This is a genomic window from Nocardioides ultimimeridianus, assembly GCF_054777895.1.
The window spans coordinates 253,402-275,425 of the sequence record NZ_BAAHAB010000017.1; the positions used below are offsets into that span (position 1 = coordinate 253,402).

Consider the following 22,024-nt stretch of genomic DNA (forward strand, 5'->3'; position numbering starts at 1 on the left):
ACCCAACGGACCGTCACTCCAGGACCAGGAACTCGTTCTACCCTCGAGTAACTTTCCGAGGGAGAACGATGAAGGCCACCACTCGCCCGTTGCACCTGCTGTGCGCCGCCGTGCTGTCGACGGCAGCGGCTCTCGCGGTCGCACCTGACGTCGCGACCGCGGCGCCGGCCCCGTCGGCCCTGTCGGCTCGCGTCGCCACCCGTACCGACGGCTACACGCCGCGTCCCGCGCAGTACAGCAAGACGGTGGTCCGCAAGGACCTGAAGATCCCGATGAGCGACGGGCTGGTGTTGCGCGGCGACCTGACGCTGCCGGCCACGGCCGACGGCAAGCCCGTGCCGCACGTGCCGGTGATCATCACCATCACCGCCTACAACAAGACCGTCATCGCCGGTGGCGGCGGCTCGACCCTGGCGGGTGCCGACCCGGCGTACCTCGTCGCGCGCGGCTACGCCCAGCTCACCGTCGACGCCCGCGGCACCGGCAGCTCGCCGGGCCAGTGGTGCGCCTTCTGCGCCCGCGAGAACAAGGACGCCGGCGAGATCGTCGCGTGGGCTCACCGCCAGCCATGGTCCAACGGGCTCAGCGGCATGACCGGTGCCTCCTACATGGGGATCAGCCAGCTCTTCGCCGCCGAGCACCACCCGGCCGGGCTGCGCGCGATCTTCCCGCAGGTCCCGGCCGCCGACGTCTACCGCGACGTCGTCGCCTCCGGCGGCCAGATCGACGTCGGGTTCATCCCGCTGTGGCTCGGCCTGGTCAGCCTCACCGGTGCGATCCCGCCGGCGTACGGCGCCGCTGACCCGCAGTCGGCCCTCCAGATGGGGCTCGACCACCTGATGGCCGGCGCCACCTTCACCACGCCGCTGATGCTGCAGGCGCTGCTCGACGGCTACCCGGCGTACGACGGCTCCTTCTACCGCCAGCGCTCGCCGATCACCGACATCGACAAGGTGGACGTGCCGACCTTCATCGTCGGCGGCGAGTACGACCTCTTCCAGCGCGGCGAGCCGCTCGACTTCGAGGCGCTGCAGCGCAACGGCGTGCCGGTCCGGCTCATCGACGGTCCGTGGGACCACCTGCAGGGCTCCTCGGGCGCAGCCGTCGGCGACGCCGGCTACGGCTCGCTGTCGGAGCTGCAGCTGCGCTGGTTCGACCACTGGATCAAGGGCAAGGACACCCGGCTCGACCAGATCGCCCCGGTGACCTACTACGAGCAGGGCTCGGCGAAGTGGCGGCGGTCGGCCACCTGGACCGGCGGCGAGAGCGCGGCGACGTACCAGCTCAGCGGTACGGCGACGATGGGCGCCGACGACGGCGTCCTCACCAGCGGTACGCCGGCGGCCGGGTCCTCCACGATGGTGCCGCTGCCCGCGAGCGGGCTGTGCACGCGCTCGCTGAACCAGTGGACGGCCGGCATCCTCAACATGGTCGTCCCGCAGCTGCCGTGCTTCGGCGACAACACCCTCAACGACAAGAGCGGCCTGGTCTTCCAGACCGCTCCGATGACCGGCACGGTCCGGATCCGCGGCCCGATCAACGCCCACCTCAGTGTGGCGACCTCGACCGGCGACGGACTGCTGTCGGTCGCCGTGGAGGACGTCGCGCCGGACGGCACCGTCAAGCGGCTCACCGGCGGGTGGCAGGTCGTGTCCCAGCGGGCGCTGGACACCTCGCGCTCGCAGTACCTCGGCGGCCGGCTGATCCGGCCCTACCACCCGTTCACCAAGGAGTCGAAGGCGTCGCTGGCGCCCGGCACGATCGCCCCGGTCGACGTCGAGGTCTTCCCGACGGGAGCGGCGATCCTGCCGGGCCACCGGCTGCGGGTCGCGATCCAGGGCTTCGACGTACCGCACCTGCTCGCGCCGCTCACCGATCTCCTCGGCCAGCTCGGCCCGATGACGATCTACAGCGGCGGCACGCACAGGTCCTACGTGACGATCCCCGTCAACTGATCAGCCCGCGGTCGACACCATCCACAGCCAGTTGCCGTCGGGGTCGTTGATCGCGAACATCGCGGGCACCGGCCCACCGGCCGGCATCTCGTGCACGATGTCGAGCCCGGCGTCGACGACCTTCTGGCGGGCGGCGGCGAGGTCGGCGGTCTCCAGGCCGATCGAGCCGCCGCCGGGCTCGCCCTGCATGGGCGGGTTCAGGGCCAGGCGGGCGGTCGAGCCCGGCGGTGCCACCTCGACCCAGCGGCCGGCCTGGTCGCCCTCGCCCCACGACACGTCGGAGCGGACCTCCCAGCCCAGCTTCTCGGTGTAGAAGGCGACCGCGGAGTCCTGGTCGGTGATGGTGAACATGGCGACGGCGATGGTGGGTTCGGTCATGGATCGACCCTCCCACTCACCACCGACAGCCACAACAGACGCCGGGTGACGATCAGTAGGCGACGTGGAACCGCTGGTTCTCGAACCGCGGGGACTCGATCTCGTCGACGAACGCCTTCGCGAAGTCCGCTCCGCCGATCTGGGAGTCGCCGTTGGCGTCGGACAGCAGGACGTCCTCGGACACCCGGTAGGAGCCGGTGGCCTCGCCCGCGGCCCAGGCGCCGAACGCGGCGGCCGGGGAGACGTAGAACCAGCGCAGGTCGGAGGTGTCGGCGCGCAGCGCGTCGAGCACCTCGCCGTGCGCGAGCGCCTCGGGCTTGTACTCGGCCGGGAAGCCGTCGGTGTCGACCAGTCGCGGGCCGCCCTCGGCGACCAGGGTCGAGCCGGCGCCGCCGACGAACGCGAGCCGGGCGCCGCCGGTGCGCGCGGCCTCGACGAGCGTGGGCAGGGCGGTCCGCAGGTCGGGCTCACCGGTCGCGTGGACGGCGACGACGAGGACGTCGTGCTTCGCGGCCAGCTCGTTGACGAGCTCGGCGTCGGCGAGACTGCCGGTCCGGTGGGTGATGCCGGCGGGCACCTCCGCGGCGGAGCGCGACACGGCCGTCACGTCGAGGCCACGGTCGGCGGCCTCCCGGGCGATGTGCGAGCCCGCGTAGCCGGTGCCGCCGATGATCGCGATGCTGGTCATGGTGAATCCCTTCGTCGTTCTGCCCCGGGTCTCGGGGTGATGGGTCGATTCTTGTCGACTTAAGGAGGGGATTCACGGTCGCCAAGCGACATACCATGGTGAATATGCGACAGGACCCGATCGCGCCGATCGGCTACAACCCGCCCGAGGGCAAGGCCGGCGAGGTCGAGGCGACGACCGTGGCGCGGATGCTGCAGCGGGCCGGGGCCCCCGAGTTCGTCGACGTCCAGCGGCCGGAGTTCCACTTCCTGCTCAACCCGCGCAGCGGCCGGGCCCACCACATGCTCGACTTCGCCGAGCACCTCCTGGAGCCGGGCGGGGTGCTCTGGGTGCGGCCCGGGCAGGTGCAGCGGTGGGACGACCTGACGGCGTACGACGGCGCGGTGCTGATCTTCCCCGGCGGCCTGCTCGACCCGGCGACCGCGCACCTCACCGAGGCCGACTCGCCGGCCGGGGCCTGCTGGTGGTCGCCGTCCGAGGCGGAGGCCGCCGGAGCGATGCCGGCCATCGACGCGATCGCGGAGCTCGCCGCGACCCCGATGACGCGCGAGCTGCGGGCGCCGGCCCTGACCCACCTGCTGTCCGCGCTGCTGCTGCGGCTGACCGCCCAGGCCCGCACCCGCCCGGGCGCGCCCACCGGTTCGGAGCCGTGGCTGGCCTTCCGCGACCTGCTCGACGCCGAGCACGCCCGGCACCACGACGTCGCCTGGTACGCCGAGCGGCTCGGCTGGTCCCCGCGCACCCTGGCCCGCGCCACCGCGGCCGCCACCGGCCGCACGCCCAAGCAGCTCATCGACGAGCGGGTGCTGCTCGAGGCGCGCCGGCTGCTGGCCCACTCCGACCTCAGCGTCGCGCGGGTGGGGGAGACGCTCGGCTTCGACGACGCCTCGAACTTCGGCGCCTGGTTCCGGCTGCGGGCCGGGGAGACGCCTGCGGCCTTCCGCGCTAGATCTTCGTCCGGTGGAAGCTCTGGAAGGAGCGCGACGGGGTCGGCCCCCGCTGCCCCTGGTAGCGCGACCCGTACTTCTCCGAGCCGTAGGGGTGGTCCGAGGGCGAGGTGAGCCGGAAGAAGCAGAACTGACCGATCTTCATGCCCGGGTAGAGCTTGATCGGCAGCGTGGCGACGTTGGCCAGCTCGAGCGTGACGTGGCCGGAGAACCCCGGGTCGACGAACCCCGCGGTGGCGTGGGTGAGCAGGCCGAGCCGCCCCAGCGAGCTCTTGCCCTCGACCCGCGCCGCGATGTCGTCGGGCAGGCTCACGACCTCGTACGTCGACCCCAGCACGAACTCACCCGGGTGCAGGATGAACGGCTCGTCGCCCTCGGTCTCCACCTGGTGGGTGAGGTCGGACTGGTCGGTGGCCGGGTCGATGGCGGCGTACTTGTGGTTGTCGAAGACCCGGAAGAACCGGTCCAGCCGTACGTCGATCGAGGACGGCTGCAGCATCGACGGGTCCCACGGATCCATCACGATCCGTCCGTTGTCGATCTCACCGAGGATGTCGCGGTCGCTCAGCAGCACGGTCGTAACCTACCCGCATGGCATTCCACCGGTACGTCGCGCTCGGCGACTCGTTCACCGAAGGCGTCGGCGACCCCGACCCGACCCGCCCCAACGGCCTGCGCGGCTGGGCCGACCGGGTCGCCGAGGCCCTGGCGGCGGCCGACCCCGACTTCGGCTACGCCAACCTCGCGATCAGGGGACGCAAGCTGCCCGCGATCATCGATGAGCAGGTCGACGCCGCGGTCGCGCTCGGCCCCGATCTGGTCACCATCCACGGCGGCGGCAACGACGTGCTGCGCCCCAAGGTCGACCTGGACGCGCTGGCCGCCCGCTACGACGAGGCCGTCGGCCGGCTCTCCGCCACGGGCGCGCAGGTCGTCATGTTCACCATCGCCGACGTCGCTGACAGCGCGGTGTTCAAGCCGATCCGCGGCCGGTTCGCGATCTTCAACGAGTGGGTGCGCGAGATCGCCGACAAGCACGACGCGGCCGTCGTGGACATGTGGCGGATGCGGGGCTGGAGCGTCGCCGAGATCATGGACCAGGACCGGCTCCACCTGAACCCGGTCGGCCACCAGTCGATCGCGATCGAGGTGCTCACCACCCTGGGCGTGGAGCACGACCTGCAGCCGCTGCCGCCGATCGCCGTACCGGTCCTGACGCCGCGGCAGCAGCGCGCCGCGAACCTCGCGTGGGCCCGCACGCACCTGGGGCCGTGGGTCCACCGCCGGGTGACCGGCCGGTCGTCGGGCGACGGGGTCGAGCCGAAGCGGCCCACCTTCGCCCCGATCGGGTGAGAGTGGAGCGGGCGACGAGACTCGAACTCGCGACATCGACCTTGGGAAGGTCGCGCTCTACCAACTGAGCTACGCCCGCAGTGCCTTGGTCGGCCGGACCGCCAGGGCGGGATGGATGCTACCTCACCCCCGGGTCAGGCCCGGTGTCTGCCTCGGAGGAAGTAGACGAGCGGCAGCACGCCGGCGGAGTTCACGAAGGTGAGCGCGAGGCCCCAGGTACGACGGGACCCGCGGACCTCGGTGTCGGCGCGGCCCTTGAGATCGGCGAGCGCCGCGGCCTTCAGGGCGGTGTCGACGACCGTGCCGGCGACGACGACCCTGCGGGTCCGTGGGCTCAGCTCCGACCAGCTCTTCCTCGGCATGTGTTCCTCCTCCTCGACGGTGCTGCCAGTCTCCACCCCGGCCGAAGCGGCTCAGCGGGGCAGCGTGGCGGTGAGCTGGAGCCAGCGGGTGGGCGCGTCGAACTCCCCGTCCCCGTAGCGCTCGCGCAGGGCGTCGGTCGCGAGGGCGGTGGCGCGCTCGACGTCGAGGGCCGGGTGGGCCGCGATCTCCGCGCTCAGCGGGGTGCCCTGGCAGTAGGCGATCGCGCCGATCTCGGCGGTGCAGCGGCTGGTGCCGTCCAGCGCCACGACCTCGGCGGTGTCGAAGCCCGCGAGGCGCAGCTCGCGGGTCAGCAGGTCGGTGTCGTGGTGGCCGTGCGGCGTACGGGCCAGGAAGTCGAGCGGGCCCTCGGGTGCCGCCCGGGTCAGGGCGGAGGTGACGACGTCGGCGACGCCGTTGGCGCCGATCCGGTCCCAGACGCTGACCAGGTAGGAGCCGCCCGGCCGCAACACCCGCGCCGCCTCCCGGAACGCGCGTGGCCGGTCCGGGAAGAACATCGCCCCGAACTGGCACACCACCGCGTCGAACTCCCCGTCCCCGAACGGCAGCTCCTGCGCGTCCGCCACCTGCCAGGTCACCTTCGGCGACGGGAGCAGCAGCTCGGCCGCCCGGAGCATCGGCTCATTGAGGTCGGTGGCCACCAGGCGGCGTACGACGGGCTCCAGCAGCCGCGTCACGACACCCGTGCCGGCCGCGGTCTCCAGCACGTCCGCGGGTGCCAGCGCGGCGACCGCAGCGGCGAGGTGCCGCGCGGGCTCGTCGAAGATCAGCGGCACCATCAGCCGCTCGTACTGCTCCGGAACGGAGCCGGTGAAGGCCGTGTCGGTTCTCTCGTCAGCGGCCATGACGTGATCGTAGATTGATCGACGTGACCACCACGAGCGTCGAGGACTTCCGTGCGCTGCACCGCCCGGGGGCCGGGTTCGTCCTCCCCAACGCCTGGGACGGCGGGTCGGCGCGGATGCTCGAGCAGGCGGGCTTCGCCGCCATCGCCACCACCAGCGCGGGCATCGCGTTCAGCCGCGGGCGTGCCGACGGCACCATGGCGCGCGACGAGATGCTCGAGGAGATCGCGCGGATCGTCGCGGTCGTGGGCTGCCCGGTGAGTGCGGACCTGGAGTCCGGCTACGGCGAGCGGCCGGAGGACGTCGCCGCGACCGTGTCGGCGGCGGTCGGGGTCGGCGTGGTGGGCTGCAACCTGGAGGACGCCGACGCCGACGGGCTGTTCGACGTCGAGCGCGCGGCGGAGCGGTTGGGCGCCGTACGCGCCGCTGCTCCCGCGGACGTACTGGTCCTCAACGCCCGCACCGACCCCTACATGACGCGGCACCCGGACGCGTTCGCCGAGACGGTACGCCGCGCGCACCGCTACCTCGACGCGGGCGCGGACTGCATCTTCGTGCCCGGTGTCAGCGACCCGGAGGTCATCGCGCGACTCGTCGCGGAGATCGGGGCGCCGGTCAACGTGGTCGCCGGCCTCACCGACCCGATCGTCCCCGCGAGTGCCCTGCGCGAGGCGGGTGTCGCCCGGATCAGCGTCGGCGGCACGCTCACCCGCGCGGCGCTCACGCTCGTCGACCGGGCCGCCCGGGAGATGCTCGACGACGGCACCTTCGAGTGGGCCCAGGGCCTCGTCTCCTACGGCGACTTCCAGTCACGCTTCGGCGCGCGATGATCCTGCCGGTGTGTCGGTGCGACCGGTCATGATCGTGCCGTGACCCCCGCACAGATCGCCCGCCGCCGTGTCCACGCGCAGGGTCTCGCGTCGCCGTCGTCGGGCAGCGCCGAGGAGATCGTCGGCCGGCTCGTCGCGATGCAGGCCCAGGACTATCGAGGCGGTCTCTGGTCGGTCGGGGTGCGCAGCGACCACCTCACCGAGGCCGACGTCGAGACCGCCCTCGCGGAGCGGCGCATCGTCCGCACCTGGCCGATGCGCGGCACCCTGCACCTCGTGGCGGCCGCCGACGCCCGGTGGCTCCCCGCGCTGCTCGGTCCGCGGGCGAGCCAGGCCGCCGCCGGGCGGCGCCGCGGGCTGGGGCTCGACGACGCGGCCGTGGCGACCGTGCGGGAGGCGTGGGAGGGCGCGCTCGCGGGCGGCCGCACGCTCGGGCGGCCGGAGCTGTTCAAGGCGATGGACGCCGCGGGCGTCGACAGCGGCGAGCAGCGCGGCCCGCACCTGCTGCGCCACCTCGCCGAGCAGGGGGTGCTCTGCTTCGGGCCGCACGCGGGCAAGCAGCCGACGTACGCGCTGATCGAGGAGTGGGCCCCGGACGCCCGGGTGCTCGAGCGCGAGGAGGCGCTCGCCGAGCTGGCGCTGCGCTTCTTCACCGGCCACGGCCCGGCGACCCTCGACGACTTCGCGGGCTGGGCGTTCCTGACCAAGGGCGACGCGAAGGCCGGCCTCGCGGCGGTCAGCGCGGAGCTGGAGAGCGTCGAGGTCGACGGCCTCACCTACTGGTACGCCGACGGCCCGGACGCGCGCACAGGTGCCCTGCTGCTGCCCGGCTTCGACGAGTACGTCCTCGGCTACAAGAACCGCTCCGCCTTCCTGACGCCCGAGATCTTCGACGCCGTGGTACCCGGCGGCAACGGCGTCTTCCGCGCCACCGTCGTCGACGACGGGCAGGTCGTCGGGCTGTGGACCGCCAAGCGGCTCACCCGCCGCCAGGTCGTGACGGTGTCCGGCTTCGAGGGCCGCAAGCAGCCCCGGCCCGCCGCGCTGAAGGCCGCCCTGAGCAGGTACGCCGACTTCTGCGGCGTACCCACCGAGCTGGGGTGAACGCAGAAACGTGTCCCAACCCCGCTGCTGCGTCCTAGGCTGAGCAGCGTGGCGCCACCCCGGGACGCGCTCTACGCGGAGTTGGAAGCACTCATCGCCTCCGGCTGCGACGGGCCGGGCCGTCTGGTGGTGCTCTCCGGCGAGGCCGGCATCGGCAAGACGACGGTGGTCAAGCGTCTGGCAGCGGGCCACCGCGGCCGCGTGCTGTGGGGTTCGTGTGAGCCGTTCGCCAGCACGCGGCCCCTGATGCCTCTGCACGACTGGGCGCGGGAGACGGTGCCCGAGCTGGCGAAGGCGCTCGCCGGCAACAGCCGCAGCGACCTGTTCACCGACACGCTCGAGATCCTCACGGCTCCGACCCTTGCCGTCGTGGAGGACGTGCACTGGGCGGACGAGGCGACCCTGGACCTGCTCGTCTACCTCGGACGCCGCATGGCGGGTCTCCGCACCACCCTGGTCCTCACGGCCCGCGCGATACCGCAGCAGCTGGCGGGGCTGGGGGAGCGGCTCACGGTTCCACCGCTCGACCGCGAGGAGATCGCCGCCCTCACCAGCGACTCGGGGCTGGATCCCGAGCACATCCATGCGATCACCGGCGGCAACGCGTTCTTCGTCACCCAGCTGATCGATGCCCCGACCGCCGGCGTCCCCGACTCGGTGCGCGAGGCGGTGCTGGCTCGACTCCACGTGCTCTCCGAGGCCGCGCGCGCCGTCGTGGAGACGGTCGCCGTGGCCCCTCACTGTGCGGAGCTCCGCATCCTCTACGGAGCGGCCGGAGCAGAGCCCGCCGACATCGAGGAGGCCGAGCGTGGCGGGCTCGTCGTCTGCGACGGCCGCATCGTGACCTTCCGCCATGAGCTCGCGAGAGAGGCGGTCGAGACCGCCATGCCCGGTCCGCGCCGCCATCAGCGACACGCAGACGTTCTCGCCGGCCTGGTCGCCCACCACCAGGGCCGCGACGCCGCCATCGCCTATCACGCCCATTTCTCCGATGATCATCCGCGAGCCCTCCACCACGGGCTGCGGGCCGCACGGCGCTCGATCCAGCAGGGAGCGCGGCCCGAGGCCGTCATCCAGCTGGAGCGAGCGAGCGCGCATCTCGACCACGCCGAGCCCCGGCAGGCGATCGAGATCCTGCGCACGTACGTCGATTCGCTCACCGCTCTCGGCCAGTACCAGCCCGCCGTCCCCCTCTCCGAGCGCGCCGTCGCCGTCGCCCGCGAGCTGGGCGACGACGACGTCCTGGCGGGGCAGCTGGCCAGGCACGCCTTCATCGTGTGGCGGAGGGCGGGCACCGCCTCAGCCCGCCGGCTGGTGGAGGAGGCATGGGAGCGCAGCCGCGGTGACCGCGAGGGCGCAGGCCGGCTCGCGGCGCTCCTCGCGGGGGCGAGCCTGCACATGCTGGCTCGCGAGATCGAGCCCTCACTCGCGATGGGCCGAGCGGCCGCGGACCTGGCGCGGCGCCGTGCGGATCGCGATGCCCTCGCCGATGCCCTGCACCTGCTCGGTACGGCGTCCTGGTTCGCCGATCCTGATCAGGCCGAGCCCTTGCTGGAGGAGAGCCTCGAGCTCGCCCGGTCCATGGGCGACGACCGGCTCGCCGGGATGGTCATGCTGAACGCCGGATCGGGTGCGGGCGAGGTGCGGCGCTATCGCGAGGCGGAGCGATGGCTCGAGGAGTGCCACAGATTCGCGGTCGCGTACGACCTGGACGAGATCGCCTCCTACGCCCGGGCCTGGGCGGCCCGGGTCGCGCTCGAGCAGGGCGACCTTGCGGACGCCGTCGCGCGTGCGGACGCGTGCGCGGGATCGGCCGACCTGATCACGCGCATCGCCGCCGACACCGTGCGCGGCCGGGCCCGCCACCGTCTGGGCCGACCCGGTGCCCGGTCCGATCTCGATGCTGCGTGGGCACTGGCCGAGCCGACCGGCGATCTCCAGCGGACCTGGCCGGTGGTGGCCGGTTACGCGGAGCTCGACCTCACCGATCACCTGGCGGTGGTCTTCGACCAGGCCGTCGAGCTGCACCAGCCCTGGGCCCTCGGCGAGCTCGGCTGGCAGATGGTGCGCCTCGGGCTCATCGAGCCCTCCGACGCCCGCCTGGCCGGCGCGGCACCTCCCTTCGCGGCCATGATCGCCGGCGACTGGCGGCAGGCCGCAGAGCGATGGCGAGCTCTGGGTTGCCGGTACGACCAGGCCCTCGCGGAGGGCGAGACGTCCGATTCCGAGCTGTTGAAGGCGGCCATCGCCCGGCTCGACGCCCTGGGCGCGCGAGCCGATGCCGACCGGATCGCGGCGAGCCTGCGCGCCCGCGACGGTACGTCGGTGCGGCGGGCCCGACGCAGCACGGCGGCCCACCCGTTCGGGCTGACCGATCGCGAGGCCGAGGTCGCGGCGCTGCTGCGCGAGGGCCTCACCAACGCCGAGATCGCGGAGCGGACGTTCACCTCGGTCAAGACGGCCGGCCACCACGTCTCGGCGATCCTGGGGAAGGTCGGAGTCGCCTCGCGTCGTGACGCGGTCGCCGCAATATGGGGACCTGCGTCCGATGCCGGACACCAGGCGGTCGGGCCACGATCCGAGGCATGACGATCTCTGGCAAGCGCAAGGGCAAGGGCTGGAGGCTCGTCTCGCTCTTCGCCGCGGTCTCGCTCATCTTCGTGGGCCCGGCCTGTTGGCTGCTCGCGCGACAGGTCATCGGCACGCACGCCACGGCCGAGGTCATCGGGTGCTCCTATCGGAGCGTCGGCCGCAACATCGAGGAGACCTGCACCGCGGCGTGGACCGTCCACGGTCAGCGCGTCGTCGGCGAGCTGGAGGGGGCGAGCGGCTACGAGACGCCCGGTCAGCACGTCGACGTCACGATTCACGGGCACACCGCGACGAGCCACAGCATCGGCCTGCCTCTTGTCCTGCTGGGCCTCGGCGCGGTCTTCGCCGTACCCCTCTTCCCCCTCACCCGGGGTGCGCTCGGGAGGCTGGAGGCGAATCGGCGCAAGGTGGCGATGGAGTGAGCCGGTCCGCGCCGGGCTCCGGGCTGAGGCTCCGAAGATAGGGACCGGCGCCCCATGTGGGCAGCGCGTGGCCCGACGAGGCTCATCACACCTACCAAGAAAGGAACCTTCCGATGCCTCGTTACCTCGTTCAGCGCACGTTCCCCGACGGCCTGGCCATCCCGGCGAACGACGACGGTGCCGCGACCTGCAGCACCGTGGTCGGCGGCAACCTCGCCCACGACGTCACCTGGGTGCACTCCTACGTGAGCACCGACAAGACCACCACCTTCTGCATCTACGACGGCCCCACCCCCGATGCGATCCGTGCTGCGGCGCAGACCAACGGTCTGCCGGTGGACCGGATCACCGAGGTGTCCGTCCTCGACCCCTACTTCTTCCACTGATATGCGGCGCGTGCTGAAGGCCCTCGCCTCGCAGTCGGCGGGTCTGCTCGCCGTCGTCATCGCGCTGTCGGGCGGTACGGCGTACGCCGTGGGCCGCATCGCTCCGCGCAACTCGGTGGTCAGCAGCTCCATCGCCGACGGCCAGGTCAAGACCTAGGACCTCGCCGCCGGCGCCGTCGGATCGGCCAAGGTCAAGGACAACAGCCTCACCGGGGCCGACATCAACGAGAGCACACTGGGCTCGGTGCCGCACGCCGTGAGCGCCTACTTCGGTGGCACCGCCCGCCAGGCCATCTACCAGACCTGCGACCCCGACACGACGTCGTACGTGAGCTGCGCCAGTGTGGTGATGGCGGTACCCAGGCGACCCGGGTGGTCCTGCTCGGGCGCGCGAGCATCACCAACCAGACCACCGCGACGAACCCGGCCGGCGGGTACTGCCACCTCGCCGTCGACGGCGTCGAGGTGGAGAGCAGCGGGATCCCGTTCAACAAGCCGACCGGAGTCTCGTGGTCCTCGGCCGACCTGCAGGGCGTCGCAGCCGTGACCCCGGGCGCGCACACCTTCTCCGTGCAGTGCAACGACCAGGGCTCGGCCAGCTATCACTACGTCGCTCTCACCGCGCTGCTGGTCAGCGACGGGTAGCGGGCCCGCCGGAATAGGGTCGAGGGCGTGAGTGACTTCTCCGGTTTCCCCGTCGCCGCCCTCGACTTCTATGACGACCTCGAGGTCGACAACACCAAGTCGTTCTGGGACGCCCACAAGGCCGTCTACGACGAGGCCGTCAAGGCACCGATGGTGGCGCTCACCGATGCGCTCGCCCAGGAGTTCGGCGCGGCGAAGGTGTTCCGGCCCTACCGCGACGTGCGGTTCGCGAAGGACAAGACGCCGTACAAGACCCATCAGGGCGCCTTCGTGGGCGTCGGCCCGGCCACCGGTTGGTACGTCGAGGTCGCGGCTCCGGGGGTCCGGGTCGGTGGCGGCATCTACGAGGCGAGCGGGGAGCGGCTCTCCGCGCTCCGCGACGCGATGGCCGAGGAGAAGACGGCCAAGGTCCTCGAGCGGATCCTGCGCGACCTGGACCGCGGCGGCTTCGAGGTCACCGGCGAGCGGCTCAAGACCGCGCCCCGCGGCTACGCCAAGGACCACCCGCGGATCGAGCTGCTCAAGATGAAGACCGTGCTGGGCATGCGGTCCTACGGCTTCGAGCCGGTCGTCCACACCGCCGAGCTACTCGACCGGGTCCGCGAGGACTGGCGCCGGCTCCGCCCGCTGGTCGAGTGGGTCGCCACGCACACCCAGATCTGAGCTGTCGTCAGCCGCCGACCCGGCGCAGGAAGTCGGCCAGGTTGCCCCGCAGCCGCTCGACCCGCTGCTCGACCTCGAGCGTCTCGTGCATCGCGGCCGTGCCGGTGGTGAGCTTCTTGCGGGCATAGAGCGAGCAGCGGAGGTCGGCGCAGATGTAGGTGCCCACCGAGTCGCCCTTGGCGCCGGCCTTCCCGGACCGCGGGGCGACCAGCAGGCTGACGCCCCCGCGCGGGTGGAGCGTGATGCACAGCGAGCAGATGTTCTTGCGCGTCGCCGGCGTCGCATCCGGAGCGCGGAGGACGACGCCGATCAGCCCCGCCTCATGGGGAGCGACCAGGTAGCCGCGCGCCCGCGCCTGGGGGTCGCGCCACCCCAGGAAGTCCAGGTCGTCCCACGGCTGGGCCGCCAGGTCGCGCGGGACGCTGAGGCGCTTCGCCTCGCCCTTCGAGCAGTTCACGAAGGAGGCCCGGATCTCGGCCTCGGTCAGCGGGGACACCGTGCCGAGGCTACCGGCCGGCGGCGTACCGGCCTCAGACCCGGACCAGGATCTCGCCGTGCAGGATCGACAGCCAGCCGTCCGGCTCCTCGACCCACCGACGCCAGCCGGCGCTGATCCGCTCCAGGTCGGAGCGGGTGGCGAGCCCGGACTCCAGGACCTGGGTAGCCATGGCCGACTCCAGGATCCGCTTCTCCCACATGCCGCCCCACCACTCGCGGTCCGCGGGCGTGGCGAAGCACCAGGTGCTCGACGTCGCGGTGACATCCTCGAGGCCCGCGGCCCGCGCCCAGGACAGCATCCGGCGGCCGGCGTCGGGCTCGCCGCCGTTCGCCCGGGCCGCCACCTGGTAGAGGGTCATCCACTCGTCCAGCTCGGGGATCCGCGGGAACCAGCAGAACGCCGCGTAGTCGCTGTCCCGCGCCGCCACGATCCCGCCCGGTTTCGTCACGCGCGCCATCTCGCGCAGCGCCTGCACCGGGTCGCCGACGTGCTGCAGCACCTGATGGGCGTGCACGACGTCGAAGGTGTCGTCGTCGAAGTGGAGCGTATGGACGTCGGCCTCCGCGAAGGCGATGTTCGCGACTCCCCGCTCCGCGGCGGTGGTCCGGGCCAGGTCGAGCTCGGCCGGCCCGACCTCCGTGGCCGTCACCGCCGCGACATGCCCGGCCAGGTCGGCGGTGATCGTCCCCGGCCCGGCTCCGACGTCGAGCAGGGTGTCGGTCGGGCGCAGGTGCGGCAGCAGGTACGCCGCCGAGTTCTCCGCGGTACGCCAGCGGTGTGAGCGCAGCACCGACTCGTGGTGCCCGTGTGTGTAGGTGGCCATGGGCACTAGCCTCGGTCCGCGGAGCGGGTCGGGGAAGACCGCGTGGTTCCTAGGAGTCCCGCACCCACCTTCGAGGAGGCGACGATGGTCAGCGAGTTGGGCGCGTTCCTGCGCGCGCGGCGCACCGACGCCGCCCTCGAGCCGCCCCGCCGCTCGCTGGGGGCACGCCGGGTGCGCGGCCTGCGCCGCGAGGAGGTCGCCGCGGCCGCCGGCATCAGCGTCGACTACTACACCCGCCTGGAGCAGGGTCGCGAGACGAACCCCAGCGACGCCGTCGTGCGTGCCCTCGCCGAGGTGCTGCGGCTGGAGCCGGACGCGGTCGAGCACCTCCACCGGCTCCGCGCCACCGGGGTCGGTACGCCGACGGGCGACCTCGAGCCCGACGTGGTCGCCCGGATGGAGGCCCTCGTCGACGCGGTCCGCCCGAACCCGGCGTACGTCCTGGACCGGCTCAGCAACGTCGTCGCCGCCAACCCCGAGGGCCTGGCGATCTTCGTGGGGCTCGCGGACCTGCCGCCCGGGGAGCGGAACACCTGTCGCTACCTGCTCACCGACGCCCGCGCCCGCGCGATCTTCCTGGACTGGGAGGACATCGCCCGCGGCGCGGTGGCCCACCTGCGCGCGGCCAACGCCGCCGACCTCAACGAGCCGCAGCTGCGGGCGTTCGTCGCCGACCTGTCCGGTCGCAGTCCGCTGTTCGCCGAGTGGTGGGCCGGCCACGTCGTCGAGCGCCGCCGCTCGTCGACCAAGCGCATGACGGCCCCCGACGGCAGCGAGGTCGCCCGCCGGTACGAGGTCCTCCACCTCCCCGACGAGCGGATGCGGATGACCCTCTGGCTGCCCGCCTGAGCTCAGGCGGGCGTGAACGAGGCCATCGTCCGGTCCGGCTCCCAGAACGCCTTCATCGACAGCACCCGGCCGTCGTCGCCGACCACGTAGACCATGACCAGGTCGGTGGTGGCGTGCGAGCCGTCGGGGAAGGTCGTGCGGATCCGGCCGACGTTGGCGCAGGTGGGGGAGCCGGGGTTCGCGAAGGAGTCGGTGATCTCGAACTCGAAGCGGTCGATGGGCGCGATCGCCTTCTCCCAGAACGCGCTGATGCCCGCGTGGCCGTGGTGCCCGCGGCCTTCCGGGTCGAACATCGACGGGCCGACGGGGTCCTCGAGGACGGCGTCCTCGGCGTACACCGTGAGCCACTCGGCGAGGTCGCCCTTCGCCACCGCGGAGTAGGAGCGCTGCGACGCCGTACGGGCGGGGTGCGGGTCGTTCGGTGCGTTCCAGGTGATGGCGTCGGAGGTGATCACCCGTTCATCGTAGAGCGAAACTAGAACCAGTTCTATGTCTCGATACGTTCGCTCGTCCCTCGCGAACACTCGACAACCGCCCGTTCAGGTCACCTCGCATTCACCCCGCGCTCACCCCCGCCCGCCACTCTGGAGCCATGCCGAAGAAGCGCGCGGCCTGGATCCACGTCGGGGTCCCCGGGGCCGGGGACATCCTCGAGCCCGCCCTGGTCCACCACCGCCGGGCGCTGCGCGAGCTCGGCTTCGCGTCGCTGGCGCACACGACCGACGAGTCCTTCCGGGCGGCCGTCGAGGTCCTCGACGACGGGCCGGCCTGGGGGCTCGACCGCACCGACGGGGAGCTGGCCCGCCTCGTCCACCGCGGCACGAGGGCGAAGGCCCACCTGATCTTCAGCCAGCCGATGCTGGCCGCGGCCACCGAGCCGAGGATCGACCACCTCGCCGAGGCCTTCGCCGATCACCAGCTCCATGTCGTCGTCACGGCCGGCGCGGACGACGAGGGCGAGGTGGCCGACCGCTGGCTCCGGGCGGTACGCCGCCCCGAGCGACTCCACGTGCTCGAGGTGGACGGCGCCGGACCCCGCTGCACGTGGCAGGCCCTCGGCCGCCTCGCCGGGTTCGGCACCAAGTCCCTCCCGGTCGACGGCGTGCCGCCGATCGTTCCCCGGTGCGACTCGCTGGCGCACGCCCGGCGCGAGCTCGAGCTGCTGGCCCGCCGCAACGCCACCCTCGAGGCCCGGGTCGCCGAGCTCGAGCGGAAGCGGCGCAAGCTCAAGCGCCGCCTCCGCATCGCGGACGCTACGGCAGGCTGATCGACAGCGGGGTCGCCGAGGAGCCGGCGTACCCGGCCACGTCGAGCACCCGGGCCGTCCACGTGCCACTCGCCTTCGGGTAGACCCGTGCGGACCAGGTGCCCGTCGAGGCCGACAGCACCGAGCTCACCAGGACGGGGGTGCCCCCGGTCGCGGTGAAGTACAGCGACACCCGTACGGTGCCGGCCGGCAGGGTCGTGCCGGCGTACGTCTTCGTGACCGTGCCGGACAGGATGGCGCTGCCTCCGACGATCACCGTGGAGGCCGAGGACGAGGCGGTGAGCGCGGTCGTCCACGTGCCCGCGGTGACGGTCGTGACCTCGACCGAGGCCGCCGGCTGTCCGGTCACCCCGGCGAACGCCACCGAGAGCGTGCCCGTCGCCTTCAGTGCGATCTTCGCGGTGTAGGTGCCGGTGGCCGTCGTGGTCACCCCGCCGATCTTCAGCGTGGTCCCGCTCGCCTGCCGGACGTAGATGCCGACCGCCTTGCCGCCCAGCGGCGTGGTGGTGGCGCCGGCGACCCGCTGCAGGGTGCCGGTCACCGTGATCGTGCTGCCGTAGCCGACGTCGGTCTGGTCGACGGCGCCCGTGATCGCGGTGTCGGGAAGGGTGACGGTCACGGCACCCGCGGTGGCGGTGGCGGCGGCGTACCCGGCCGTGGCTGCGAGCGAGACCGAGATCGTGCCCGACAAGGTCGGCTTGGTGAGGATCGTGTAGCTCCCGTCCGCGGTGGTGGTCGCGGTGCCCAGGGTCAGCGCCGTCCCGGACGCGGGCGTCAGCTTGACGGCCAGCTTCACCCCGGAGGCCGCGACCGCCGTCCCGGAGGCGCTGGCGGTGAGGTGGCCCGAGACGGTGACCGGGTCGGCGTAGTACGTCGCCGTCTTGTCGATGCCCGCCGTGAGAGCCGTCGAGCACGTCGTCGGGACCGCGACCACCGTGGCGGGCGCGCCGGCGGCGTACACGGTGCCCGCGGCGCTGGTGGTCCGGTAGGTGGTCGTCGCCGATGCCGTCTGGGTGCTCGTCGAGGCGCCCTCGACGTTCGTGGCGGCCGACCCCGCCGCGGACGGGGTGAGGGCGGTCGCGAGCTGCTTGGTGAAGGCGGTCGTGAGCCCCTTGATCGGGTCGCCGCTGGCGGTGTCGATCGCGGTTGCCCGCAGCGCGAAGGGCGCTCCCGTGCACACCGAGGCGTTGCCGCCGTCGGCCGGCTGCTGCCCGGCCGCGCCGAGGGCGAGCGTCACCGGACGGACGGTCCCGGTGGCGAACGTCAGCGGGCTGGTGACGATCTTGGTCGCGCCGGTCGAGTCGGTCAGCGTCGCCGTCACCGTCGTCGCTGCCGTGGTCGTGGCGTTGCAGGTCACGTCGGTCTGCAGCGCGGTCGGGGCGCTGAAGACGCAGTCCGCGCGTGCCGACTTCCACTGCACCGTCGTGACGGTGCGGCCGGTGGGCAGGCTCGGAGCGACCGACGCCTGGGTCGACAGGCCAGGTACGGCGGGGTTGTTGACCGAGATCGTCGCGCCCAGGACGGTCGGCGCTCCGGCCGTGCCGCCGCCGGTGCCGTCGCCGCCTCCGATCAGGAAGCGCGAGTCCGCGGCGTCCCAGTGCCCGTCGAGGTAGCTGCCCGGGTCCGGGAACGTCGAGTAGTAGTCGTCGCTGTTGCAGTCGTAGAAGTACTCGTGCTCGGGGGTGCAGATCTGCACCATCGCGTGGTTGCCGCCGTCGGCGTAGCACATGGTGTCGGACTCGTCCCAGCAGTGGCCGGCATGGGTGGAGTGCGGCGCGGTGTTCTGGACGCCGCCGAGCATGTGCATCAGCTCGTGCGCCTCGACGGAGTGCTGGGTGGAGCCGTCCCCGAAGCCCCAGCAGCCCGAGTCGATGCGGGCGTACTGGGCGTAGTAGCCGTTGTTGGGGTTGTCCTGGCCGGCGCCGTCGCCCGGGTACAGGCTCGCGATGCCGCACAGCGAGGTCGCGTCGGTCCACATCAGGTATTTGCGGGTCGGGTCGGTGTAGCCGAGCGCCTGGACCGCGGAGATGGTGGCGTTGAAGGACGCCAGCGAGCCGCTCGGCACGGTCACGTTGAGCACCTTCGCCACACAGCCGCCGGAGCCTGCCTCGGTCACGTAGCGCAGGTGGCGCACGCCTCCGGTCAGCGCCGCCGACCGGTTGACGACGTCATCGACGCCCGCCGCCCACAGCTGGAAGGTCGACTGCATCGAGGCGAAGCGGTTGGTGGAGCCGGCCTCGACGACGTACATCGCCTGGATGCGGTAGCCCGACGTACCGTCGCCGTCGCAGTCGACCAGTGGGCTGGTCGCCGCCGCCTGCGCGGGAGCGGGCACGCCCAGGTCCTGCGCCACGGCGTACGCCGTCGGGCCGGCGCCCTCGCGCTCGCGCAGCTCGGTGGTGGAGACCGGGACGGTCGGGTCGACGCCCGGAGGCGGCTCGTCCTCGTGGGCGCAGGCGCCGGCCAGGACCAGGGCGTACTGGTCGCCGGGGCCGCACGCCGCCGCCGAGGACCGGGCGGACAGGCTCCCGTCACGGGGAGGGGCGGCGAGGCCACCACCGGCCAGCAGGACTCCGAGAACAACGGGGACGAGCAGCCGGCGAACCTTCACGGCGCCACCTTCCTGGCGGGGCCGACCGGTCGCATCCATGCCACCGGCGCGTCATACAAGACGCATGGCCGATGGGTCCCCCTTCGGCAGCCGACGGCGTCACCTGAGGCTTGCCGCCGGACAAACTCAGCGATCTACGGAACACGACGGCGCGCGCTCGCGCAAGTATCAGTGCGGAGCCCAGGCGTCGTCGTCGAGCGTGCGCGCCTTGACGTCGTCCGGCAGCGCTCCGTCGGCGAGCTGCTGGATGGAGACGTGCTCGAAGACCTCGCGCAGCGAGCTGCGGGCGGCGATCCAGACGTGCTGGAGGACCTCGGCGGAGTCGTTGTAGCTGACCGCCTCGGGGCGCAGCCCGTAGACCGAGACCAAGGGGCCGTCGACGGCGCGGATCACGTCGGCGACCGACACGTCGGAGGCCGGACGGGCCATCCGCCAGCCGCCGGACTGGCCGCGCTGGGAGATGACCACCCCCGCCCGACGCAGGTCGGCGAGGATCGCCTGGAGGAAGCCGTGCGGGATCTCCTGCAGCCGGCCGAGCTCCTCGGCGCTGACCGCACGGCCATCCACGCGGGTCGCCATCTCGATCAGGGCGCGCAGCGCGTAGTCGGACTTGGCGGAGACTCGCATGGGGGCCAGTCTGTCAGATTTCTCGATCGGTTCAGTCGATCTAGTGCACGACCGGGCCGGTCCGCGGCGGCGCCCGACGAGCGCGACACGGTGTGACGATCCCCGCTTGCTTGGAGTTAGCAGGACTCGTATCATTAAGTTACTGACCAGTAGCCCCCATGGGATGGGGTCGATGAGTGAGGAACACGAAGCCGTGAGCCACTACAAGAGCAACCTCCGCGACATCTACTTCAACCTGTTCGAGGTGTTCAGGACCCAGGAGTACCTGGGCCAGGGCATCTTCGAGGAGATGGACGAGGAGACCGCTCGCGAGGTCATCGCCGAGATCGAGCGCGTGTCCCGCGAGGACCTCGCGGCGTCGTACGTCGAGTCCGACCGCAACCCGCCGGTCTTCGACCCCGCGACCAACACCGCCCCGGTCCCCGCCGCCTTCAAGAAGTCCTACGACGCGTGGGTCGAGGCCGGCTTCTGGGGCCTCGGCGTCCCGGAGGAGATCGGCGGCACCGCCGCCCCGTCCTCCCTGGTGTGGTCCTCGGGCGAGATGATCCTCGGCGCCCACGCCCCGATCTGGATGTTCTGCACCGGCCCGTTCTTCGCCTCGGTCGCGTACAAGAACGCCAACGGCGTGGCCCGCGACATCCGCATCGCCGAGCTGATGGTCGAGAAGATGTGGGGCGCCACGATGGTGCTCACCGAGCCCGACGCGGGCTCCGACGTCGGCGCCGGCAAGACCTTCGCCACGCCCAACGAGGACGGCTCCTGGAACATCTCCGGCGTCAAGCGCTTCATCACCAGCGCCGAGTCGGACCTGCAGGAGAACATCATCCACTTCGTCCTCGCCCGCCCGAAGGGCGTCGAGGGTGTCGGCGGCCCCGGCACCAAGGGCCTCTCGCTCTTCCTGGTCCCGAAGTACCACTTCGACCACGAGACCGGTGAGCTGACCGGCGAGCGCAACGGCGTCTACGTCACCAACGTCGAGCACAAGATGGGCCTCAAGGTCTCCAACACGTGCGAGGTCACCTTCGGCGACCCGCAGATCGGTGGCGGCGAGGCAGCGCAGGGCTGGCTGCTCGGCGAGGTCCACGACGGCATCCGCCAGATGTTCGACGTCATCGAGAACGCCCGGATGATGGTCGGCACCAAGGCCATCGCGACGCTGTCGACCGGCTACCTCAACGCCCTCGAGTACGCCAAGGAGCGCGTCCAGGGTCCCGACCTCGCGCAGGCCTCGGACAAGAACGCCCCTCGCGTCACCATCACGCACCACCCCGACGTCCGCCGCTCGCTGATGACGCAGAAGGCGTACGCCGAGGGCATGCGCGCGCTGATGACCTACACGGGCACCTGGCAGGACAAGATCCAGATCGCCAAGGCCGCCGGCGAGGACTACAAGGTCGCCGAGGGCGTCAACGACCTGCTGCTGCCGATCGTCAAGGGCTACGGCTCGGAGAAGTCCTGGACCCTGCTCGGCACCGAGTCGCTGCAGACCCTGGGCGGCTCCGGCTTCCTGCAGGAGTACCCGATCGAGCAGTACGTCCGTGACGCCAAGATCGACACCCTCTACGAGGGCACCACCGCGATCCAGGGCATGGACTTCCTGTTCCGCAAGATCGTCAAGGACCAGGGTGCGTCGCTGGGCGTCATCACCAACGAGATCGACGGCTTCGTCAAGGACGAGAACGGCTCCGCCGAGCTCAAGGTCGAGCGCGAGCTGCTCGCCCAGGGCCTCGCCGACGCCGGCGAGCTGGTCGGCCTGGTCATCAACGACCTGATGTCGGCGGCGAACGAGCTGAACAACATCTACAAGGTCGGCTTCAACACCACCCGCGTGCTCTTCGCGATCGGTGACGTCGTCGTCTCGTGGCTGCTGCTGCGCCAGGCGGAGGTCGCGCTCGCGGCCCTGCCGACCGCGACCGGCAGCGACAAGTCGTTCTACGAGGGCAAGGTCGCGGCCGCGAAGTTCTTCGCCGCGAACGTGCTCCCGAAGATCAGCTCCGAGGTCGCGATCGCCAAGAACGTCGACCTGGGCCTGATGGAGCTGGACGAGGCCGCGTTCTGATCCGCTCCTGAGTCCGTCGTACGACGCCCGTCCGGTCCTCCGGGCGGGCGTCGTGCTGTGTCGGTGCGGGTGGCCAGGAATGTCCGTTCGGACACGATCC

The 22,024-nt window shown here is 72.0% G+C and carries 24 protein-coding genes and 1 tRNA gene; 14 read left to right on the forward strand and 11 right to left on the reverse strand.

The window, feature by feature from the left end:
• Positions 1-68: 68 nt before the first annotated feature.
• Entirely contained in the window at positions 69-1,955 is a 1,887-nt protein-coding gene (locus ACYU8V_RS16565; protein WP_460848911.1) for a CocE/NonD family hydrolase, read from the forward strand.
• On the opposite strand, the gene ACYU8V_RS16570 is transcribed toward ACYU8V_RS16565, so the two are convergent.
• Together ACYU8V_RS16570 and ACYU8V_RS16575 are read right to left on the reverse strand one after the other, a co-directional pair.
• Positions 1,956-2,333 carry a VOC family protein gene (locus ACYU8V_RS16570; protein ID WP_460848912.1) on the reverse strand — a complete coding sequence of 126 codons (378 nt, stop codon included), beginning with the start codon at positions 2,331-2,333 and terminating at the stop codon, positions 1,956-1,958.
• A gap of 52 nt (positions 2,334-2,385) precedes the next feature.
• The gene (locus tag ACYU8V_RS16575; protein WP_460848913.1) at positions 2,386-3,021 is read right to left on the reverse strand and encodes an NAD(P)-dependent oxidoreductase; all 636 of its coding nucleotides are present in this window, start codon (positions 3,019-3,021) and stop codon (positions 2,386-2,388) included.
• 104 nt (positions 3,022-3,125) lie between these two features.
• Between ACYU8V_RS16575 and ACYU8V_RS16580 the strand changes: the two genes are divergently transcribed.
• On the forward strand, positions 3,126-4,082 hold the full coding sequence (locus tag ACYU8V_RS16580) for a helix-turn-helix domain-containing protein (RefSeq protein WP_460848914.1): 957 nt from the start codon (positions 3,126-3,128) through the stop codon (positions 4,080-4,082).
• Here ACYU8V_RS16580 and dcd read toward each other — a convergent pair.
• Positions 3,967-4,542: a dCTP deaminase gene (dcd, locus tag ACYU8V_RS16585; protein WP_460848915.1), complete on the reverse strand. Its 576-nt coding sequence runs from the start codon at positions 4,540-4,542 to the stop codon at positions 3,967-3,969. The two genes, ACYU8V_RS16580 and dcd, sit on opposite strands and share 116 nt — an antisense overlap.
• Before the next feature lie 17 nt (positions 4,543-4,559).
• On the opposite strand from dcd, the gene ACYU8V_RS16590 reads away from it, so the two are divergent.
• Entirely contained in the window at positions 4,560-5,321 is a 762-nt protein-coding gene (locus tag ACYU8V_RS16590) for an SGNH/GDSL hydrolase family protein (protein ID WP_460848916.1), read from the forward strand.
• Positions 5,322-5,324: 3 nt separating this feature from the next.
• Here ACYU8V_RS16590 and ACYU8V_RS16595 read toward each other — a convergent pair.
• The 3 genes from ACYU8V_RS16595 to ACYU8V_RS16605 form a co-directional block, all read right to left on the reverse strand.
• Positions 5,325-5,400, reverse strand: a tRNA-Gly gene (locus ACYU8V_RS16595).
• Between the two features lie 55 nt (positions 5,401-5,455).
• Positions 5,456-5,683: a hypothetical protein gene (locus ACYU8V_RS16600; protein WP_460848917.1), complete on the reverse strand. Its 228-nt coding sequence runs from the start codon at positions 5,681-5,683 to the stop codon at positions 5,456-5,458.
• A gap of 51 nt (positions 5,684-5,734) precedes the next feature.
• Positions 5,735-6,547 carry a class I SAM-dependent methyltransferase gene (locus tag ACYU8V_RS16605; RefSeq protein ID WP_460848918.1) on the reverse strand — a complete coding sequence of 271 codons (813 nt, stop codon included), beginning with the start codon at positions 6,545-6,547 and terminating at the stop codon, positions 5,735-5,737.
• 23 nt (positions 6,548-6,570) lie between these two features.
• On the opposite strand from ACYU8V_RS16605, the gene ACYU8V_RS16610 reads away from it, so the two are divergent.
• The 8 genes from ACYU8V_RS16610 to ACYU8V_RS16645 all read left to right on the forward strand — a co-directional run bounded on the left by ACYU8V_RS16610 (position 6,571) and on the right by ACYU8V_RS16645 (position 13,189).
• Positions 6,571-7,377 carry an isocitrate lyase/PEP mutase family protein gene (locus ACYU8V_RS16610; RefSeq protein WP_460848920.1) on the forward strand — a complete coding sequence of 269 codons (807 nt, stop codon included), beginning with the start codon at positions 6,571-6,573 and terminating at the stop codon, positions 7,375-7,377.
• 39 nt (positions 7,378-7,416) lie between these two features.
• The gene (locus tag ACYU8V_RS16615; protein ID WP_460848922.1) at positions 7,417-8,481 is read left to right on the forward strand and encodes a winged helix DNA-binding domain-containing protein; all 1,065 of its coding nucleotides are present in this window, start codon (positions 7,417-7,419) and stop codon (positions 8,479-8,481) included.
• A 48-nt stretch (positions 8,482-8,529) separates the two neighbouring features.
• Positions 8,530-11,070, forward strand: a complete 2,541-nt coding sequence (locus ACYU8V_RS16620) for a helix-turn-helix transcriptional regulator (protein WP_460848923.1) — start codon at positions 8,530-8,532, stop codon at positions 11,068-11,070.
• Entirely contained in the window at positions 11,067-11,495 is a 429-nt protein-coding gene (locus ACYU8V_RS16625) for a hypothetical protein (RefSeq protein WP_460848925.1), read from the forward strand. Before ACYU8V_RS16620 ends, ACYU8V_RS16625 begins: the two co-directional genes overlap by 4 nt.
• 113 nt (positions 11,496-11,608) lie before the next feature.
• Entirely contained in the window at positions 11,609-11,881 is a 273-nt protein-coding gene (locus ACYU8V_RS16630; RefSeq protein ID WP_460848928.1) for a DUF4242 domain-containing protein, read from the forward strand.
• A gap of 10 nt (positions 11,882-11,891) precedes the next feature.
• Positions 11,892-12,038: a hypothetical protein gene (locus ACYU8V_RS16635; RefSeq protein WP_460848929.1), complete on the forward strand. Its 147-nt coding sequence runs from the start codon at positions 11,892-11,894 to the stop codon at positions 12,036-12,038.
• A 215-nt stretch (positions 12,039-12,253) separates the two neighbouring features.
• Positions 12,254-12,526, forward strand: coding sequence for a hypothetical protein (locus ACYU8V_RS16640; RefSeq protein WP_460848931.1), 273 nt, complete (start codon positions 12,254-12,256; stop codon positions 12,524-12,526).
• A 27-nt stretch (positions 12,527-12,553) separates the two neighbouring features.
• Positions 12,554-13,189, forward strand: coding sequence for a DUF2461 domain-containing protein (locus tag ACYU8V_RS16645; RefSeq protein ID WP_460848933.1), 636 nt, complete (start codon positions 12,554-12,556; stop codon positions 13,187-13,189).
• A 7-nt stretch (positions 13,190-13,196) separates the two neighbouring features.
• Here the strand turns inward: ACYU8V_RS16645 and ACYU8V_RS16650 are convergent, their stop codons facing one another.
• Both ACYU8V_RS16650 and ACYU8V_RS16655 read right to left on the reverse strand, forming a co-directional pair.
• Entirely contained in the window at positions 13,197-13,685 is a 489-nt protein-coding gene (locus ACYU8V_RS16650; RefSeq protein ID WP_460848934.1) for an FBP domain-containing protein, read from the reverse strand.
• 34 nt (positions 13,686-13,719) lie between these two features.
• On the reverse strand, positions 13,720-14,511 hold the full coding sequence (locus ACYU8V_RS16655; RefSeq protein WP_460848935.1) for a class I SAM-dependent methyltransferase: 792 nt from the start codon (positions 14,509-14,511) through the stop codon (positions 13,720-13,722).
• Between the two features lie 84 nt (positions 14,512-14,595).
• Between ACYU8V_RS16655 and ACYU8V_RS16660 the strand changes: the two genes are divergently transcribed.
• Positions 14,596-15,360: a helix-turn-helix domain-containing protein gene (locus ACYU8V_RS16660; RefSeq protein WP_460848937.1), complete on the forward strand. Its 765-nt coding sequence runs from the start codon at positions 14,596-14,598 to the stop codon at positions 15,358-15,360.
• A gap of 2 nt (positions 15,361-15,362) precedes the next feature.
• Here ACYU8V_RS16660 and ACYU8V_RS16665 read toward each other — a convergent pair whose 3' ends face one another.
• On the reverse strand, positions 15,363-15,815 hold the full coding sequence (locus ACYU8V_RS16665; RefSeq protein WP_460848939.1) for a nuclear transport factor 2 family protein: 453 nt from the start codon (positions 15,813-15,815) through the stop codon (positions 15,363-15,365).
• 137 nt (positions 15,816-15,952) lie between these two features.
• On the opposite strand from ACYU8V_RS16665, the gene ACYU8V_RS16670 reads away from it, so the two are divergent.
• On the forward strand, positions 15,953-16,627 hold the full coding sequence (locus ACYU8V_RS16670) for a hypothetical protein (RefSeq protein ID WP_460848940.1): 675 nt from the start codon (positions 15,953-15,955) through the stop codon (positions 16,625-16,627).
• On the opposite strand, the gene ACYU8V_RS16675 is transcribed toward ACYU8V_RS16670, so the two are convergent.
• Positions 16,614-19,238: a hypothetical protein gene (locus ACYU8V_RS16675; protein WP_460848941.1), complete on the reverse strand. Its 2,625-nt coding sequence runs from the start codon at positions 19,236-19,238 to the stop codon at positions 16,614-16,616. The genes ACYU8V_RS16670 and ACYU8V_RS16675 overlap by 14 nt on opposite strands.
• 168 nt (positions 19,239-19,406) lie before the next feature.
• The gene (locus ACYU8V_RS16680) at positions 19,407-19,865 is read right to left on the reverse strand and encodes an RrF2 family transcriptional regulator (RefSeq protein WP_460848943.1); all 459 of its coding nucleotides are present in this window, start codon (positions 19,863-19,865) and stop codon (positions 19,407-19,409) included.
• Between the two features lie 172 nt (positions 19,866-20,037).
• Here ACYU8V_RS16680 and ACYU8V_RS16685 point away from each other — a divergent pair, with 172 nt between their 5' ends.
• Complete coding sequence (locus tag ACYU8V_RS16685) at positions 20,038-21,924, forward strand: acyl-CoA dehydrogenase (protein ID WP_460848944.1); 1,887 nt, start codon at positions 20,038-20,040, stop codon at positions 21,922-21,924.
• The last annotated feature ends 100 nt before the right edge of the window (positions 21,925-22,024 follow it).

Bases quoted from the DNA above. Each gene is read 5' to 3' on its own strand.
- ACYU8V_RS16565 (WP_460848911.1), top strand. From the start codon at position 69: ATGAAGGCCACCACTCGCCCGTTGCACCTGCTGTGCGCCGCCGTGCTG.
- ACYU8V_RS16570 (WP_460848912.1), bottom strand. From the start codon at position 2,333: ATGACCGAACCCACCATCGCCGTCGCCATGTTCACCATCACCGACCAG.
- ACYU8V_RS16575 (WP_460848913.1), bottom strand. From the start codon at position 3,021: ATGACCAGCATCGCGATCATCGGCGGCACCGGCTACGCGGGCTCGCAC.
- ACYU8V_RS16580 (WP_460848914.1), top strand. From the start codon at position 3,126: ATGCGACAGGACCCGATCGCGCCGATCGGCTACAACCCGCCCGAGGGC.
- ACYU8V_RS16590 (WP_460848916.1), top strand. From the start codon at position 4,560: ATGGCATTCCACCGGTACGTCGCGCTCGGCGACTCGTTCACCGAAGGC.
- ACYU8V_RS16600 (WP_460848917.1), bottom strand. From the start codon at position 5,683: ATGCCGAGGAAGAGCTGGTCGGAGCTGAGCCCACGGACCCGCAGGGTC.
- ACYU8V_RS16605 (WP_460848918.1), bottom strand. From the start codon at position 6,547: ATGGCCGCTGACGAGAGAACCGACACGGCCTTCACCGGCTCCGTTCCG.
- ACYU8V_RS16625 (WP_460848925.1), top strand. From the start codon at position 11,067: ATGACGATCTCTGGCAAGCGCAAGGGCAAGGGCTGGAGGCTCGTCTCG.
- ACYU8V_RS16630 (WP_460848928.1), top strand. From the start codon at position 11,609: ATGCCTCGTTACCTCGTTCAGCGCACGTTCCCCGACGGCCTGGCCATC.
- ACYU8V_RS16655 (WP_460848935.1), bottom strand. From the start codon at position 14,511: ATGGCCACCTACACACACGGGCACCACGAGTCGGTGCTGCGCTCACAC.
- ACYU8V_RS16660 (WP_460848937.1), top strand. From the start codon at position 14,596: ATGGTCAGCGAGTTGGGCGCGTTCCTGCGCGCGCGGCGCACCGACGCC.
- ACYU8V_RS16670 (WP_460848940.1), top strand. From the start codon at position 15,953: ATGCCGAAGAAGCGCGCGGCCTGGATCCACGTCGGGGTCCCCGGGGCC.
- ACYU8V_RS16680 (WP_460848943.1), bottom strand. From the start codon at position 19,865: ATGCGAGTCTCCGCCAAGTCCGACTACGCGCTGCGCGCCCTGATCGAG.
- ACYU8V_RS16685 (WP_460848944.1), top strand. From the start codon at position 20,038: ATGAGTGAGGAACACGAAGCCGTGAGCCACTACAAGAGCAACCTCCGC.